The organism is Streptomyces sp. NPDC057424, from assembly GCF_042803315.1.
Taxonomy (GTDB): domain Bacteria; phylum Actinomycetota; class Actinomycetes; order Streptomycetales; family Streptomycetaceae; genus Streptomyces.
This window is the reverse complement of record NZ_JBHVCP010000008.1, coordinates 1-16,098: the sequence shown is the minus strand read 5'-3', so window position 1 is coordinate 16,098 and position 16,098 is coordinate 1. Positions and strand designations below refer to the sequence as shown.

The window sequence follows — 16,098 nt, the reverse complement described above, 5'->3', positions numbered from 1 at the left end:
GTCGGCCCCATTCCTGGAGGTCCGCCACCGCGGACACGCCAGCGTCGAGGACCACATCCGGTGCGGCAAGACCACCGGCTTCGGCCGCTTTCCCTCCCGCCACTTCCCGCTCAACGTCGCCTGGCCCGAACTCAGCCTCGCGGCGATCGACCTCCTCGCATGGACCCGCGTCCTCCTGCTGGACGGCGAACTCGCGGCTGCCGAACCCAAGGAACTCCGCTACCGGATTCTGCACGTCGCCGCCCGGATCATCCGGGGCGGCCGTCGCCTCCGCCTTCGGATGTCGGCGACCTGGCCCTGGCGACATGAACTCGCGGCCGCATTCCACCGCCTGGCAGCACTACCCCGCCCCGCCATCTGACTCGCCGTCCCCACACACCCTCGACTGAAGGACCTCGGAGAACCTGACCCCGCGTCGGGCCCTCACCACGTCCACCGGCCGACACGGCCCCAAACAAACTCGCTCAGCCGCCCACCAGCCCCAACTGAAGCGGCGAGGCTAGTCCGAACAGGCCCTCCACCCGGACACACGCGCCACAGAACGGCCTGATCCGAGGCATCCGCGCGTTCGGCCCCTCCCAGGAGCCGGTTGGCCATCTTGGCAGGGCCTTCGCGGTTGCTGTGCTCTGCTCCTCAGAGCGCTTGCCAGACCCGGGCCAGCGCCGACGTGGTCAGGACCTGATCCGGACGCCCCTGCCCGACGAGGCGGCCGTCCTGGAGCAGGAGGCAGGTGTCCGCCGCGCGCGCGACCTCCAGGTCGTGCGTTGCCTGGACGACCGTCACGCCGTCGGCGACGAGCGCCGTCAGCAGCGCCCCGATCCGCTCCATCGCCTCCGGGTCCAGGCCGGTGGTCGGCTCGTCGAGGAGCAGCAGGTCCGACTCCTGTGCCAGACCCTGGGCGATGAGCGCACGTTGACGCTGCCCGCCCGACAGTTGGCCCAGCTGACGTGAGGCGAGGTCGCCGATGCCGAGGCGGTCGAGCGCCGCGTCCACGGTCGCGTGGTCTCGTGCGGTCAGCCGGCGCCACGGCCCGCGCTCGCCCCAGCGCCCCATCTGCACGGTTTGCCGAACGGTGAGCGGGAGGGTGTCGCCGACTGCTCCGCGCTGCGGTACGAAGGCGGGCGGTCGATCGCCGGTGCGGAGGAGATCGCCGGATGTCGGCTTGATCACACCGGCGAGCACACCGAGCAGGGTCGACTTGCCGCTGCCGTTCGGGCCGACCAGCACCGTCGTGGTCAACTCCGTTATATCCGCGCTGACTTGATGGAGTACTGGGCGCCCTGGATAGCCGGCGCACAGCCCCGAGAAGCGGAGGTGAGCGGTCCGCTCGAGGGGAGGAGCGGGAGAGGGGCACGGTTTTTTGAACATGGTTTTCATTGTAGTGTCCTGCTCATGGAGTGGTTGACGGTCCCGTTCGAAGTGACCTTCGTGCAGCGGGCTCTCTGGGGCGGGATGCTCGTGTCCGCGATCTGTGCGCTGGCGGGCACCTGGGTGGTGCTGAGGGGGATGGCCTTCCTCGGTGACGCCATGTCCCACGGGCTGCTTCCGGGCGTCGCGGTGGCCGCGCTCCTCGGGGGGAACCTGATGGTGGGCGCGGTGGTCAGTGCCGCCGTCATGACGGCCGGTGTCACCGCGCTCGGCCGTACGCCGAGGCTGTCGCAGGACACCGGCATCGGGCTGCTGTTCGTCGGCATGCTCTCGCTCGGCGTGATCATCGTGTCGCGCTCGCAGTCCTTCGCGGTCGACCTGACCGGCTTTCTCTTCGGTGACGTCCTCGCTGTCAGGCAGCAGGACCTCCTGGTGCTCGCGGCGGCGTTGCTCGCCGCGCTGGTGGTGTCGGTGCTCGGTCACCGTGCCTTCCTGGCCCTGGCGTTCGACTCGCGAAAGGCCCACACCCTGGGGCTGCGCCCGCGCGTGGCCCACGCCGTGCTCCTCGGCCTGCTCGGTCTGGCGATCGTCGCCTCGTTCCACATCGTCGGAACGCTGCTCGTCCTCGGACTGCTCATCGCACCGCCGTCGGCCGCCCTGCCCTGGGCCCGCTCCGTGCGCGGGGTCATGGTGCTCGCCGCCCTGCTCGGCGCCTTGGCCACATTCGGCGGCTTGCTGGTGTCCTGGCATCTGAGCACCGCAGCCGGAGCGACCGTCTCGGCCCTCGCGGTGAGCCTTTTCTTCCTCTCCCACGTGCTGTCCGGGCTGCGTGATCGCCGTACGCGCCACGCCCACGCCCCGGCCCCTGTACTCGAAGTCAACTGAAAGAAGCCAGAGGCGATCGTCATGACCGTCCGCAGAAACGTCTCTCCGTGGGCATCGGCCGCACTGGTGCTCACCGCGCTGCTCACCACGAGTTGCGCGGGAGAGAAGAACAACGCTGCACGATCCGCCGCGAGTTCCGCGTCCGCCACTCCGCACGGGTACGTCGAGGGGGCCCAAGAGGCCGCCGAGCAGCAGTCCCGGCTCCTCCTGAACGACCCCGACAGCGGAAACACCAGGATCCTCGACCTCGTCACCGGCAAGGTGCACAGGACGGCCCAGGTGAAGGGCGCCGTTCGGCTGGGTACGGACGGCAGGTTCGGCTACCTCCAGGCACCCGGCGGCACGCATGTGCTCGACAGCGGCGCCTGGATGGTGGACCACGGCGATCACGTCCACTACTACAGCGCGGCGACACGCGACGTGGGTGAGCTCCCTGCGGGCAGCCGAGCCCAGGTACGCAGCGACATCGCCGTGACCGCGGTGACCGGCGAGAACGGCCGCACCGTCCTGTACGACCGCAGCAGGCTGGAGAAGGGGGAGATCACATCTCCTCAGACGCTGCAAGGCACTTACGCCGGTGTCGTCGTACCGTACGAGGAACACCTGCTCGCCTTCGAGAACAAGGGTGGGACCACCGAACTCGTCGTCCTCGACCGCAAGGGTGAGCGCGTGGCCTCCCCGGACGTGACGTGCGAAGAGCCGCGAGGAGACGCCGTCACCCGACGCGGCGTGATCCTCGGCTGCGTCGGCGGCGCCCTGCTCGTCCGGGCGCAGGACGGCGCCTTCACCGCCGAGGAGATCCCCTACGGGCGGGACGTCCCGGCGCAGGAACGAGCCACCGCCTTCCGCCATCGACCCGGCAGCGACACCCTCACCGCCCCGGCCGGCGACGACGCGGTCTGGGTCCTCGACGTCACCGAGCGGACCTGGAAGCGGGTGGACACCGGACCGGTCGTCGCGGCCAACACAGCCGGAGAGGGCTCCCCGCTGCTCGTTCTGGAGAACGACGGCTCGGTGCACGGCTATGACATCGCAACCGGAAAGCTGACTGCACGCACCAAGTCGCTGCTGACGGAAGGGAAACGGGCCGGCGCAGGCCGCAGGCCCCCCGTCATCGAGGTCGACCGCAGCCGCGCCTACGTCAACGACCCTGAGGGCAAGAAGGTGTTCGAGATCGACTACAACGACGGACTGCGCATCGCGCGCTCCTTCGACCTGGACGTCAAGCCCGTCCTCATGGCGGAGACCGGACGATGAGCCGAACCGGGGTGAAGCAGCGCGCGAGGGTGGGCATCGCACGCCTGCGGCACCTGATCGCGGGCCTGCTCGCCCTCGTGACAGCTGTGACCGCCAGCGCATGCACTACCGGCGATGACCGGCCCAGCATCGTCGTCACGACCAACATCCTCGGCGACGTCACCCGCGAGATCGTCGGCGACGAGGCCGACGTCACCGTCCTGATGAAGCCCAACGCCGACCCGCACTCCTTCGGTCTGTCAGCGGTGCAGGCCGCCGAGCTGGAGCAGGCCGACCTGGTCGTCTGCAACGGCCTGGGGCTGGAGGAGAACGTACTGCGGCACGTGGACGCCGCCCGCGAGTCCGGTGTCGCCACCTTCGCGGCCGGCGAGGCGGCCGACCCGCTCACCTTCCAGGCGGCCGACGACGGCGGCCCCGAGGGCGAGAAAGGGCAACCCGACCCGCACTTCTGGACAGACCCCGACCGGATGCGCAAGGTCACCGGCCTGATAGCCGACCAGGTCATCGAGCACGTCGACGGCGTGGAGTCAGGAACGATACGCGCCAACGCCGACCGCTACGCGAAGCAACTCACCGGCCTCACCACCTGGATGGAGAAGTCTTTCGGCCGCGTTCCCGCAGACAAGCGGGCCCTGGTCACCAACCACCACGTCTTCGGCTACCTCGCCGACCGCTTCGGCTTCGAGGTGATCGGAGCGGTCATTCCCAGCGGCACCACGCTGGCTTCACCCAGCTCCTCGGACCTGCGCTCCCTCACCGAGGCGATGAAGAGAGCAGGCGTACGCACCGTCTTCGCCGACTCCTCCCAGCCCAAGCGGCTCGCCGAGGTACTGCGGACGGAGATGGGCGGCGGGGTTCGCGTCGTCGAGCTCTACTCGGAGTCCCTGACGGCGAAGGGCGAGGGCGCCGGCACCTACCTGCGGATGATGCACGCCAACACCACCGCCATGGTCACCGGCCTGACCGGCGACTGACCCTTCGAGCCTCCCGGCACACCGGTCATCGGGCGCCACACGCCATACCCCTCATACCGCCGCCGCGCGGTGCAGAAAGGAACATACTGATGAACAAGTCGATACGCGGCAGAGCCCTCACGGGCACTGCACTGGCATTGGCGGCCTCCTCGGTTCTGACCGCCTGCGGCGGAGAGGGCTCTTCCTCCACCGATACCAAGTCCGACGGAAGCGCGAGCGCCAAACCCGCGGTGGCTGTCAAGGATCCGCTGGTCGCCACCTTCGACGGCGGCCTGTACATCCTCGACGGCGAGAGCCTGAAGCTCGCCAAGACCATCGACCTGCCCGGCTTCAACCGGGTCAACCCCGCGGGTGACGAGGACCACGTCGTCGTCTCCACCGACAGCGGATTCCGTGTCCTGGACGCCACCGACCAGACCCTCACCGACATCGAGTACAGGGGCGCCAAGCCCGGTCACGTTGTACGTCACGCCGGAAAGACCGTGCTCTTCACCGACGGCACCGGAGAGGTCAACGTCTTCGACCCCACCGCCCTGAGCAGTGGCAAGAAGCCGGAAGGGCGCACCTACACCTCTGCCGAGCCGCACCACGGTGTCGCCATCGAACTGGCCGACGGCAAACTCGTGAGCACCTTGGGTACCGAGGAGAAGCGCACCGGCGCGCTGGTGCTGGACAAGAACAACAAGGAGGTCGCGCGCAACGAGGACTGCCCCGGTGTCCACGGCGAGGCCGCCGCCAAGAACGAGGCCGTCGGCATCGGCTGCGAGGACGGCATCCTGATCTACAAGGACGGCAAGTTCACCAAGATCGACGCCCCCGACGGCTACGGCCGCATCGGCAACCAGGCCGGCAGCGACGCCTCGCCGATCCTCCTGGGTGACTACAAGACCGACCCCGAGGCTGAGCTGGAGCGGCCCACCCGCATCTCGCTCATCGACACCGACAAGAAGAAGCTGCGTCTGGTCGACCTGGGCGTCAGCTACTCCTTCCGTTCGCTGGCCCGCGGCCCGCACGGCGAGGCCCTGGTCCTCGGCACCGACGGCGCCCTCCACGTCATCGACCAGAACACCGGCAAGATCGAGAAGAAGATCCCCGCCGTGGGCAAGTGGCAGGAGCCGCTGGACTGGCAGCAGCCCCGGCCCACCTTGTTCGTCCGCGGGCACGTCGCGTACGTCTCCGAGCCCAGCAGGAAGGTGCTGCACACGATCGACCTGCTGAAGGGGAAGAAGATGACCTCTGTCACCCTGCCGGAGAGCACCAACGAGCTGTCGGGCGTCGTCGCCGGACACTGACTCCGCCACGTCCCCTCGCAGCCGTGGCCTTCGCGCCGCGGCGGCGAGGGCGCCTCGCCCGTGGCCGCGAACACGCGCTCCGAGCCGGGTGCTTGTGCGTCCCCGTGTCCGTCGTCCGGCAGCGGCAGGAGCGCGTGAGGTGTGACCGGAGGGCAGCCGGGGGGAGCCGCGAGGAGATCCATGAACCGGTGAACCGCCAGCGCACCGGGCTTCCGGTGCCGCAGCACGACCAGCGGGTCGCCTTCGCCCCCTACCGTCACGCCCGGTTCGCCGACGCGCGTGCGTACCCGCGCGGCTTCCCCGGTGGCCAGGTCGAGGACCGTGAGAAGCGAGGGCATCGAGCTGCGCTCATCGTCGAGTTTTGTTCGCAGTTGGATCGTCGCAGCGGCGGTGGGTTCCGTCCTCGGCAACACCATCTCCCACTCGCACCGGCGCACCTCGCGCCGTTTCGACCCCAACATCCAGCGCAAGCGCTACTGGCTGCCGAGCGAGGGCCGGTACGTCCGGCTGACGCTCAGCGCGAAGGCGATCAAGGCCGTCGACAGCATCGGCATCGAGGCCGCCGTGGCCCGCATCCGTGCCCGGGGAGTGAAGGTCTGATGGCCAAGAAGAGCAAGGTCGCGCAGAACGAGAAGCGCAAGGCGACCGTCGAGCGGTACGCGGCCCGACGGGCAGAGCTGAAGGAGATCATTCGCCGACCGTCCTCCACCGGCGACGAGCACCGGGCCGCAGTGGTGGAACTGCGGCGCCATCCCGCCAGTGCGACCCGGGTGCGCAACCGGGACGGCGTGGACGGGCGGCCGCGGGGCCACCTGCGGAAGTTCCGCCTCTCGCGTGTCCGCATGCGTGAGCAGGCCCATGCCGGATTCCTTCCCGGCGTCACGAAGTCGTACTGGTAACCCTGGCGCTCTTGCGGTAGACGGAGCTTCTGGCCGTGCCTCGCCGGAGTTGAGGTCAGGGCCCCGCCCGGCGCCTGCCGTCCTCTGTGTCGCCGGTCGGAGCCCTCTTACGGGTTCTCCAGGCCAAGCGCCGGCCCAGGCCCCACGGGGGCGCCGGGTCGCAGGGCGGGGAAGCCGCCGTGACGGGGCCTCCGGCCGTAGATCTCAGCCCCGACAGTATTCGGCCCAGCATCTGAAGAGGCGTCCCCGCCCGCCCATGCGACACTCGCACGCCCCGGTCCGTCGCTCGTGCGGCGGCGGGCCGGGGCGAGTGCAGCAGGTCCGGGACTGTCGTGGTGTCAGGGCAGGCGCAGGAGGTTGAGCCGGTAGCCCTCTGCTTGAGGGAGCCGCTGGGCAGCGAGCACGGACAGCCTCTCCTGGTAGGGAGCCGGTAGTTCGTCGACGAGAGGGTGGGGAAGGCTCGTGAGTGTGTGCGATGCCAGTACGTGGACGCCGGGCCGCCAGGCGTCCAGCCCGGCCAGGTCGGGGCAGCACCAGTGCATCCGGGCTGCGACCTTGCTGAGGGCGTCGTGCTCTTCCTGGGTGTCGAAGAAGCCGGGACCGGCGGTGTCGAGTGCCAGCAGCGAACCTGGGAAGCGGTCGGAGAGCAGATCGACGACTCGACGGACATCGGACTCGTACAGGTAGGGCAGCACGGCCTCCGCCACGAGCAGGTACGGCCCGTCGGTCCGAGAGGCCACCTCGGCGGCCCATGCCTCGTCCGTCACCGACGCCGCGACCATCGTCCGCCGGGGAGTGTCCGCGAAGAAGGCCCTGCGCAGGTCGATCACGTCGGGCAGGTCGAGGTCGAACCACCTGACCCGACCGTTGTCGAGACGTTCGTAGCGGGTGTTCAGTCCGGTGCCGATCTCGACGACGGTCGCGTCGGGATGTGCGGCGAGGAAGTCCGCGACCCACCGGTCGAACAGGACGGTGCGCAACATCGCACCGGTGAGGCTGGGCAGGCCGTCGAAGCGTGCGAAGTCGTAGTCGATTCCGGCGACGATCTCCTCGGCCCGGACGTCACGCAGCAGGGGAAACTCCTTGCGGTTCTCCATCGCCCGTGCGTACAGCGGGATGAGGAGGGTCTCCTGGACGGTCCCCAGCTGGGGCTGCTTCCTGTCCATGAATGGCCTCCCTGGTGCAGATGGTGTACCGGGCCGGACGGTGCCGTGGCTGCGACCACCGCCCGGCCCGGAGTTTCAGGGCCCCGTCGTGGCGGCGAGGGGCTCGTGCTCGTGCGCGCAACCCTCGTCGAAGCCGTAGGTGTCCCAGGCGGGAAAGGGGTCGGAACGGGGGAGCCGCTCGTCCTCCCTCATGAGGCAGTCGGTCAGGGCCGCTTGCAAGGACGCGGCGTTCAGGTGGGTGCCGATGAACACGAGTTCCTGTGCGTAAGGGCTCTCGGCGTCATGCGCGGAGGAGGGTTCGAAGCGTGCCACCGAGCCGGCCTGGGACCACAACCCCGTCACACGAGGGCGGCTGGCCAGTGTGAAGAAGCCCTTTGACCTGAGCACCTGTCCGTATGCGCCGCTGTCGAGTGACTCGTTCACGAACGTCCACAGTCGCCCGGGGTGGAAGGGCGTTCCCGACCGGAAGACGGTCGAGGAGATGCCGTACTCCTCCGTCTCGGGAACATGGTCGCCGTTGAGTTCCCTGACCCAGCCCGGGGCCTGCTGTGCTCGCTCCAGATCGAAGAGGCCGGTGCCCAGGATCTCGCCGACCGGTACGCGGCCCCGCACGGTCGGCACCACGCGGGCGACGGGGTTGAGCCTGGCCAAGGTGGCCTGCAGCCGGTCGGCGGACGGGGCGTCGACGAGGTCGAGCTTGTTGAGGACGATGACGTCGGCGAACTCGATCTGGTCCATCAGCAGGTCGCTGACCGTGCGTTCGTCGTCCTCGTACTGATCCAGGCCCCGTTCGGCCAGTTCATCACCGCCGGCCAGCTCGGGCAGGAAGTTTGCGGCGTCCACGATCGTGACCATCGTGTCCAGCCGAGCCAGGTCGCCGAGGGTGGCGCCGTCGTCGCGGGCGAAAGCGAAGGTCGCGGCCACCGGCATGGGCTCGGAGATGCCGGAGGACTCGATGAGGAGGTAGTCGAAACGCCCCTCGCGCGCCAACCGGTCCACCTCTTCCAGGAGGTCGTCGCGCAGGGTGCAGCAGATGCACCCGTTGGTCATCTCGACCAGGCGTTCCTCGGTGCGCGACAGGGCTGCCTCGCCGCCGCGCACCAGGGCGGCGTCGATGTTGATTTCGCTCATGTCATTGACGATGACGGCGACGCGCAAGCCCTCACGGTTTCCGAGGACATGATTGAGCAGGGTGGTCTTGCCGGCACCGAGGAACCCCGACAGGACAGTGACGGGTAGGCGCGAGGGAACGTGGGTCATGCGGTGTCAGCCCTCGGGGTGGAGCAGGCCACGTTCGTACGCCTTGGCCAGCCGCTGGGGTACGCGGTACGGAACCCCGTCCACCGTGACCGTCACCAGCTGAGGCGTCACCGCCTTCCACTGCGCGCGACGGTGTCGGGTGTTGCTGCGCGACATCTTGCGTTTGGGTACGGCCATGAGGACCTCCGGTGTGAGCGAGCGAGGTAGACAGTACATGAAAATGGATGTCATTACGACGGTTGGCTGTCGAGGCCGCTCGAGGTGCGGGAAGGGAGGGTGTGCAGCTGCCCGACCTTCTCCGGCAGGGTCATCCGGGACAGCAAGTCGTCGGCTCTCACTTCCCCGTCGCGTACCTGCGCCCGCCCCGCAACTGCATCAACGACCCAAACGGGTTGGTCTTCCACGACGGCCACTACCACGTGTGCTACCAGTACAACCCGCACGGAGCGAACCACGCCAACATGCACTGGGGACACTTCCGCAGTCCCGACCTGCTGACCTGGGAGCCGCTGCCGATCGCCCTGTCCCCGACCGCCGGTGGTCTGGACGCCGACGGCTGCTTTTCCGGTAACGCCGTCTCCGACGGCGAACGGCTGGTCGCCTTCTACTCCGCGCACCGCGAGGACCGCTCGTTCCAGCACCAGCCGGTCACCAGCGCCGTCTCCCGAGACAGCGGCCGGACGTTCAGCCCGAGTGGTGCATTGGTCATCCCCGAGCTGCCCGAGGGCTGCACCATGTACCGCGACCCGTACGTCTGGCAGGACGGCGACGGCTGGCGGATGCTGGTCGGCGCCGCCCTCGCGGACGGCCGCGCCGCCGCCCTCCTCTACGACTCACCGAACCTGGAGAACTGGGCCTACCGGGGGCCCTTCGCCACCCGCCATCCGGAGCCCGTCGATGGCACCGACCTGCTCACGGGGGAGGGCTGGGAATGCCCGCAATACCTCCCGGCAGCCGACGGACGCGGCGCCCTCCTCTTCAGCACCTGGACCGAACCCACCGGCCCGCAGAGCGTCGCGGCCCTGATCGGCGAAGAGTATGACGGCCACTTCAAGGCGGGTTCAGCGGTGCCCGTCGACCACGGCCCCGACTGCTACGCCCCCGCCCTGCTGCGGGCACCGGGCGACCGGTGGTTGCTGTGCGGCTGGTCGTGGGAAGCCCGCGACGAAGCCTGGGCCGTCGCGGACGGATGGGCCGGGGTCCTCACCCTGCCCCGCGAGATCCACGTCCACGACGACGGCACACTGCGCCAGCAGCCCGCCACCGAACTGCTTGCCCTGCGCGGCCGACACACCATCACCGCCACAGGCGCGACGCACGGCTCGCAGCCGGTGGACCTCGGCAGCGTGGGCCGCGCCTTCGACCTGACGGCCCGTCTGGAGCCGACCGGAAACGCCGGCCTGCGGCTGCTCACCACCCCGGACGGCTCCGAGTACCTCGACATCCGTCTCGACGTGGATGCGGGCGAACTCGTCGTCGACCGTGACCACGCCTCACTGGACAGCCGGGCCCGCGGTGGTTCCCACCGGATGCCCTGCCCGCCGGACCGGCCCGTAGACCTGCGCGTCGTCATCGACCACTCCATCGCCAAATCTTCCTGATCACCACCGGCCAGGTCCTCACCCTGCGCTTCTACCCCACAGGGCAGAGCCCGTGGCGACTTCAGGCCCGCACCGCCCCGGGAACGCGCCTCGGCTTCGCGGTCGACACGTGGGAACTGCGCCCGCTCGTGATCAAGGAGCCGAGCACCGGCGCCGCAGAGCCGGCTCCGGCGTCGCAGTAGAACCGACTCCAACCGGTCGATCCCCCACCTCGGCACTGTGTCTCACCCGCTCTCCCACGTACTGAACAAGCAGGTCCGAAGGAGGATCTTCCATGAGGTCATACGGTCTCGGACGACGCCGGTTCCTGGCCACCGCTGTTGGTGTCGCCGCCGCCTGGACCCAGTTTCCCGGCAACGCCATCGCCGCCCCGCAACTGAAGCGAGCCTCACCTGACAATTCCGTCCGTGTGTGGCTGACGGACGTATCGGCCGACAAGTGGGTCGCCGGCCAGGACGATGTGCTGTTCAAGGCGAAGCGAACGGCCAACCCGCTGACGATCAAGATCGACGACAGCGTCAAGTACCAGAAGGTCCAAGGCTTCGGCGCGGCCATGACCGACTCCTCCGCCTGGCTCATCGACAAGCTGTCCACCGCCGAGCGGACCAAGCTGATGAAGAAGCTGTTCGATCCCTCGAAGGGAATCGGCCTCCGCCTGCTCCGCTCTCCGATGGGCGCCACGGATTTCAACGCGTCCGGGAACTACTCCTACAACGACATGCCCGCGGGACAAGCGGACCCCACGCTGTCCGACTTCTCCGTCCAGCATGACGTGCCGTACATCATTCCGGCCTTGCGGCAGGCCCTCTCACTCAACCCGTCCATCAAGATCATGGCCAACCCGTGGAGCCCGCCAGGCTGGATGAAGACCTCCGACTCCATGATCGAAGGCACCCTCAAGAGCGAGTACACCTCCGCGCTGGCCGACTACTTCGTCAAGTTCATCCACGCCTATGGCGAAGCCGGCGTGCCCATCTCCTACATCTCCCCGCAGAACGAACCCATGGGTACTCCCACCTGGCCCGGAATGTTCCTGTCCGCGTACCAGGAAGCCGAGTTGATCCAGGAGATCGGCAAGGCGTTCGAAGCCAACGGAATCTCCACGAAGATCCTGGCCTGGGACCACAACTGGGATGTGCCCTCGTATCCCGAGACGATCTTCAGTGACCCCGCAGCCTCCAAGTACACCGCGGGAACCGGATGGCACATCTACAGCGGCAACCCGAACTACCAGACGGTGGTCCACAACGACTACCCGAGCAAGGAAACCTTCATCACGGAAGCCACCGGAGGCGTTTGGCAGGACAACGACCAGACGGCGTTCAGCGAAGCACTGGGTACGTGGGTCATCAACGGCACGCGCAACTGGGCGAACGGGGTGATGCTGTGGAACATCGCACTCGACCCCGATCGGGGCTCGCTCAACAGCGACACGGACGGCATACCCATGCTTCGGGGCTTGCTCACGATCGACCCGGCCGACGGACGGGTGACCTACAACGTGGACTACCACGCCCTCGCTCACGCCAGCAGGTTCGTCAAGCCCGGAGCACGCCGGATCTACTCGAACACCTTCGGTGAAGGAAGCATAGAGAACGTCGCGTTCCAGAACCCGGACGGATCGAAGGTCCTGATCGCCCACAACTCTGGCAGCGCCGCGAAGACCTTCAGCGTCGCCGACGGGACACACTCGTTCGACTACACCCTGAACGCCGGCGACGCCGTCACCTTCACGTACTCCGGACCTGCGCAGAGCGGCCGCGCCCCCGCAGCGACCAAGGTCTCGGACCCGACACACGACTTCACCTTCAAGTCGGCATCCGGCCCGGTCACCGTCACGTACGACCCGGCACTGCTGCCCCACCACCACTCCATCCGCACCGGAAACAAGCTCCTCACGTACTCCCTGCCGATCGGAGCTTCCGTCCAGACGACAGGAAGGGCACTGAGCCGTAGCAAATGGACCGCCACGGCTTCCGCGCAGCCTGACTGGGGCGTGGCCGCGAACGCGATCGACGGCGACATCAACACAAAGTGGAGCCTCGGGCACGGGACGACGAGCGGCGACTGGTTCCAGATCGACCTGGGGAACCCCACGAGCTTCAACAAAATCGTCATCGACACCGGCGTGAACAATTCGTTCGACTACGTCACCAGGTACCAGATATACGTTTCGAACGACGGAGTCGACTGGGGCAGCGCGATCGCGAGCGGCAGCGGGGGCATCGGCAAGATTGCCGTCACGTTGCCGACCCGAACGGCACAGTACGTTCGCATCGTCAGTACCGCGGCCTCCGGTTTCTGGTGGGCCATCGGCGACATCGAGGTGTACGGGTCGGCGCGTGGAACCGGCTCGATCACAGCTCCTGCAGCAGTATCGAGCGGCCTCCGGCTGAAGACCTGGACCAGCAAGGAAGGGTCGCAGGTAACCGTCGTATTCAACGGGACCACCGGCAGCAAGAGTTTCAAGATATCCACCGACGGCTCGTACACCTATACGCTGCCAAGCGGCACCTCGGCGATGTTCACCATCAAGAAGCTGTCAAGCTTCCCATCGCCGACCTTCAGCGAATTGAAGCCGGAACGAGGAATGCCGCGCTCCAAGTTCACGATTCGCGGTTCTGGTTTCGGCGATGCACAGGGGCTGGGTACGGTGTATTTCGGATCGAGCTACGCCGAAATAGACACCTGGTCGGACACGAGCATCAGCGCCTATGTTCCGAAGGGGCTTCCGGCGGGGAAGGTCACGGTTTCCGTGAGGGGGACCAGCGGAGCAGACGCAGGTGGATCATCGTTCGACGTCATGGATCTTGGTCCTGCGCTGCCGCGGACAGGCTGGACCGCGAAGGCTTCGGACGCAAGCCGGTGGGATGCGCCCGGAAACATGCTCGACGGCAATTCCGACACTCGCTACAGCTCCGGAACAGGGCAGTACGACGGCCTCTGGATCCAAGTGGACATGGGGCAAACGCAGACCTTCAACAAGGTTGTGTTGGATGTCGGCGGCAGTGTCAGCGACTATGCGCGAAGCGCAGACGTATACGTATCCACGAACGGAACCGACTGGACCAGGGTCACGTCCGTAGCGGACGGCCAACGAGTCCACCTGATTTCCTTCCCCGCGCAGACTGCTCGCTACATCAAGGTCGTCAACACCGGCAACGTTGCGCGTAGCTGGTGGTCAGTCGCAGAATTCAACGTCTACAACTGACCTCGGGCTTTGAGGGCCGGAGTGGCACGCCTCACCAAGGGTGCAGCTCCGGCCGTAGGCTGACGTTCGTGACGTGGGAGGCCAGCGCCAGGGCTCGTGCGGGAGTCACCGGCCCCTTCGCCGTCAGTCCTCGCGCTCCACCTGTCTCGCCTCAGCCACACGGTGAAGGTGCCGAAGCTTCCCGTGATGGTGTCGGCAAGAGCGCCGCCGAGCACGACCGGCCTCACTTCGGAGTAGCCGGGAATCCGCACACCGAACCATCCCGAGGCGCGAGTTACGCCACCATTTGCCATAGGTGCTCGCGTGAAGCGAATCGCCCTGGGCTCCTCGTGTGCCTGATATGTCGTCAGCTAAGTCAGCATCTGATCAGCACCAGTCCCTGCACATTCCGAGACGGTTGTCTGAGAAGGTGCCTTGGCGACGGCACCGCAGCAGCCTGGTTCGCACGGAGATGCAGGCAGGAAGCCTTCTTGCCAGAGTGAAGCGATGTTCCTCACAACCTTCGAGTCCAATGCGTGCCGGTGTACAGTAAAGACCGCCCTTGACCTGCACAAAGCAGGCAGGGAGCCGTCTTCCGGGAGTCCAAAGTGCTGCGTACTCTGTTCAAGTCCAAGATCCACCGCGCCACCGTCACCCAGGCAGACCTGCACTACGTGGGATCGGTGACCATCGACGCCGACCTGCTCGACGCCGCCGATCTGCTGCCCGGTGAGCTCGTGCACATCGTCGACATCACCAACGGTGCCCGGCTGGAGACGTACGTCATCGAGGGCGAGCGCGGATCCGGCGTGATCGGGATCAACGGGGCCGCCGCCCATCTCGTCCACCCCGGCGATCTGGTGATCATCATCAGCTACGCCCAGGTGACGGACGCCGAGGCGCGGGCACTCACCCCCAGGGTCGTGCACGTGGACCACGACAACCGGATCGTGGCCCTGGGCGCGGACCCGTCCGAGCCGGTGCCGGGCTCGGACCACCAGCGCAGCCCGCAGGCCGTCAGGGCCTGACCGAAGCAGAGGAGGAGCGTGGCGATGAGCGACCCGGAGATCCGTGACGACCGGGCGGCGGGCCGGCTGGAGGCGGTGTCCGCCGGCGGTGAAGTCGTCGGCCGTATCGAGTACTTCGTGCTCGACAGCCCCGAGCGCGCCCTCGTCCCCGTTCACACGATCGTCGAGCCGGCCCACGAGGGCAAGGGCATCGCCGGTTCGCTCGCGCGCGAGCTCTACGCCCTCGCCGGCCGCGAGCACAGCGCGGTCGCCTCGCTCTGCCCCTACGTCACCAAGTGGGCCGAACGCCATCCCGGCGAGGCCACGCCGACCGATCAGGATCTGCTGACGGCGGCGAAAGACTGGCTGAGGGCTCATCCCGGCCGCTACTGACGCCGGATGACGGGTGGGGGTGGTCGGCCGGCCCGGCGCCCCAGGGCCCGTGTCGTGCGCACCGTTCGGCTGCGGCCGGGTTCTCGTGTCGGCCGGCCCGGAGCAGGCGTCGGGGTATTCCCGGCCGGGGATCGTCCGCTGTCCCGGCGGGCGTCGCGCGCCGCGATCACCGCGCGCCGCGATCACCGCGAGCGCGATCACCGCGCGCCCCGCGCGCCGCGATCACCGCGTGCCGCGATCACCGCCGGGGTTCCCTCCCACGCCTCGGGCCGGGCCTCTCCCCCCTGTCCACCAACCCCGGCCCGTTACCTCCACCTGGTCCCGTCCCCGTCCTGCGGGGGAGTGACTGCCGAGGCGGGGGCCGGGTAGGCGGGGGAGTAGTCCAGAGCCGGAGTCGTCCCACTGGCTGGAGGACCTGATGACGAACCCGATTCCCGACCCCCTGCCGCCGGCGCCGACACCGGGCCCGGATCCTCAACGCCCGGAGCCGTCCGGCCCCGACCCGGTCCCGAACCCGCAGCCCCCGCCGGGCCCGGAGCCGACCCCACCACCGCCCACGCCCACCCCGCCGCCGGGTCCGACCCCGCCCGCGCCCCCCGGCCCCGGCCCCGACCCCGTGCCGGGCCCCGATCCGTCCCCGATCCCCCCGGGACCGGAACCCGTACCGAACCCGGAGCCCGGCCCGCCACTGTCCTGACCCCGGTACGCGAGCGGGGCGGGGGGGGGGGCCGACCCCCCCGCCCCCCCCCCCCCCGCGGACCCCCCGGCGGCCCCCCCACCGGGGGGGGCCCCCCCCGCCCCCCCCC

14 protein-coding genes and 1 pseudogene are annotated in these 16,098 nt (G+C 68.4%); 11 read left to right on the top strand and 4 right to left on the bottom strand.

The window, feature by feature from the left end:
• Position 1: 1 nt before the first annotated feature.
• Positions 2-361, top strand: a pseudogene (locus ACFU3E_RS09620) (transposase); the annotation flags it as partial.
• A gap of 272 nt (positions 362-633) precedes the next feature.
• On the opposite strand, the gene aztA reads toward ACFU3E_RS09620, so the two are convergent.
• Positions 634-1,377 carry a zinc ABC transporter ATP-binding protein AztA gene (gene aztA / locus ACFU3E_RS09615; RefSeq protein WP_384154398.1) on the bottom strand — a complete coding sequence of 248 codons (744 nt, stop codon included), beginning with the start codon at positions 1,375-1,377 and terminating at the stop codon, positions 634-636.
• A 15-nt stretch (positions 1,378-1,392) separates the two neighbouring features.
• Between aztA and aztB the strand changes: the two genes are divergently transcribed.
• The 6 genes from aztB (at position 1,393) to rpsN (ending at position 6,675) form a co-directional block, all read left to right on the top strand.
• Entirely contained in the window at positions 1,393-2,253 is an 861-nt protein-coding gene (aztB, locus tag ACFU3E_RS09610) for a zinc ABC transporter permease AztB (protein WP_384154396.1), read from the top strand.
• Positions 2,254-2,274: 21 nt separating this feature from the next.
• Positions 2,275-3,510 (top strand): hypothetical protein, encoded by a 1,236-nt coding sequence (locus ACFU3E_RS09605; RefSeq protein ID WP_384154394.1) that lies wholly within the window; start codon positions 2,275-2,277, stop codon positions 3,508-3,510.
• A complete protein-coding gene (gene aztC / locus ACFU3E_RS09600; protein ID WP_384154392.1) occupies positions 3,507-4,484 on the top strand; it encodes a zinc ABC transporter substrate-binding protein AztC in 978 nt (325 codons plus the stop codon). The genes ACFU3E_RS09605 and aztC overlap by 4 nt, the downstream gene beginning before the upstream one ends.
• Positions 4,485-4,573: 89 nt before the next feature.
• Positions 4,574-5,776, top strand: a complete 1,203-nt coding sequence (gene aztD / locus ACFU3E_RS09595) for a zinc metallochaperone AztD (protein WP_384154390.1) — start codon at positions 4,574-4,576, stop codon at positions 5,774-5,776.
• A gap of 390 nt (positions 5,777-6,166) precedes the next feature.
• Complete coding sequence (gene rpmB / locus ACFU3E_RS09590) at positions 6,167-6,376, top strand: 50S ribosomal protein L28 (protein ID WP_384154388.1); 210 nt, start codon at positions 6,167-6,169, stop codon at positions 6,374-6,376.
• The gene (gene rpsN, locus ACFU3E_RS09585) at positions 6,376-6,675 is read left to right on the top strand and encodes a 30S ribosomal protein S14 (protein ID WP_384154386.1); all 300 of its coding nucleotides are present in this window, start codon (positions 6,376-6,378) and stop codon (positions 6,673-6,675) included. The genes rpmB and rpsN overlap by 1 nt, the downstream gene beginning before the upstream one ends.
• A 338-nt stretch (positions 6,676-7,013) precedes the next feature.
• On the opposite strand, the gene ACFU3E_RS09580 is transcribed toward rpsN, so the two are convergent.
• The 3 genes from ACFU3E_RS09580 to rpmF all read right to left on the bottom strand — a co-directional run bounded on the left by ACFU3E_RS09580 (position 7,014) and on the right by rpmF (position 9,278).
• Positions 7,014-7,841 (bottom strand): class I SAM-dependent methyltransferase, encoded by an 828-nt coding sequence (locus ACFU3E_RS09580; RefSeq protein ID WP_384154384.1) that lies wholly within the window; start codon positions 7,839-7,841, stop codon positions 7,014-7,016.
• Positions 7,842-7,916: 75 nt separating this feature from the next.
• Positions 7,917-9,101 carry a GTP-binding protein gene (locus ACFU3E_RS09575; protein WP_384154382.1) on the bottom strand — a complete coding sequence of 395 codons (1,185 nt, stop codon included), beginning with the start codon at positions 9,099-9,101 and terminating at the stop codon, positions 7,917-7,919.
• A gap of 6 nt (positions 9,102-9,107) precedes the next feature.
• Complete coding sequence (gene rpmF / locus ACFU3E_RS09570; RefSeq protein ID WP_018891702.1) at positions 9,108-9,278, bottom strand: 50S ribosomal protein L32; 171 nt, start codon at positions 9,276-9,278, stop codon at positions 9,108-9,110.
• Positions 9,279-9,493: 215 nt separating this feature from the next.
• Between rpmF and ACFU3E_RS09565 the strand changes: the two genes are divergently transcribed.
• The 4 genes from ACFU3E_RS09565 to ACFU3E_RS09550 all read left to right on the top strand — a co-directional run bounded on the left by ACFU3E_RS09565 (position 9,494) and on the right by ACFU3E_RS09550 (position 15,292).
• A complete protein-coding gene (locus ACFU3E_RS09565; RefSeq protein ID WP_384154380.1) occupies positions 9,494-10,702 on the top strand; it encodes a glycoside hydrolase family 32 protein in 1,209 nt (402 codons plus the stop codon).
• Between the two features lie 274 nt (positions 10,703-10,976).
• Positions 10,977-13,913 (top strand): discoidin domain-containing protein, encoded by a 2,937-nt coding sequence (locus tag ACFU3E_RS09560; protein WP_384154378.1) that lies wholly within the window; start codon positions 10,977-10,979, stop codon positions 13,911-13,913.
• Positions 13,914-14,500: 587 nt separating this feature from the next.
• Positions 14,501-14,920 (top strand): aspartate 1-decarboxylase, encoded by a 420-nt coding sequence (gene panD, locus ACFU3E_RS09555; protein ID WP_384154376.1) that lies wholly within the window; start codon positions 14,501-14,503, stop codon positions 14,918-14,920.
• Positions 14,921-14,944: 24 nt separating this feature from the next.
• A complete protein-coding gene (locus ACFU3E_RS09550; RefSeq protein WP_384154374.1) occupies positions 14,945-15,292 on the top strand; it encodes a GNAT family N-acetyltransferase in 348 nt (115 codons plus the stop codon).
• Positions 15,293-16,098 lie beyond the last annotated feature (806 nt).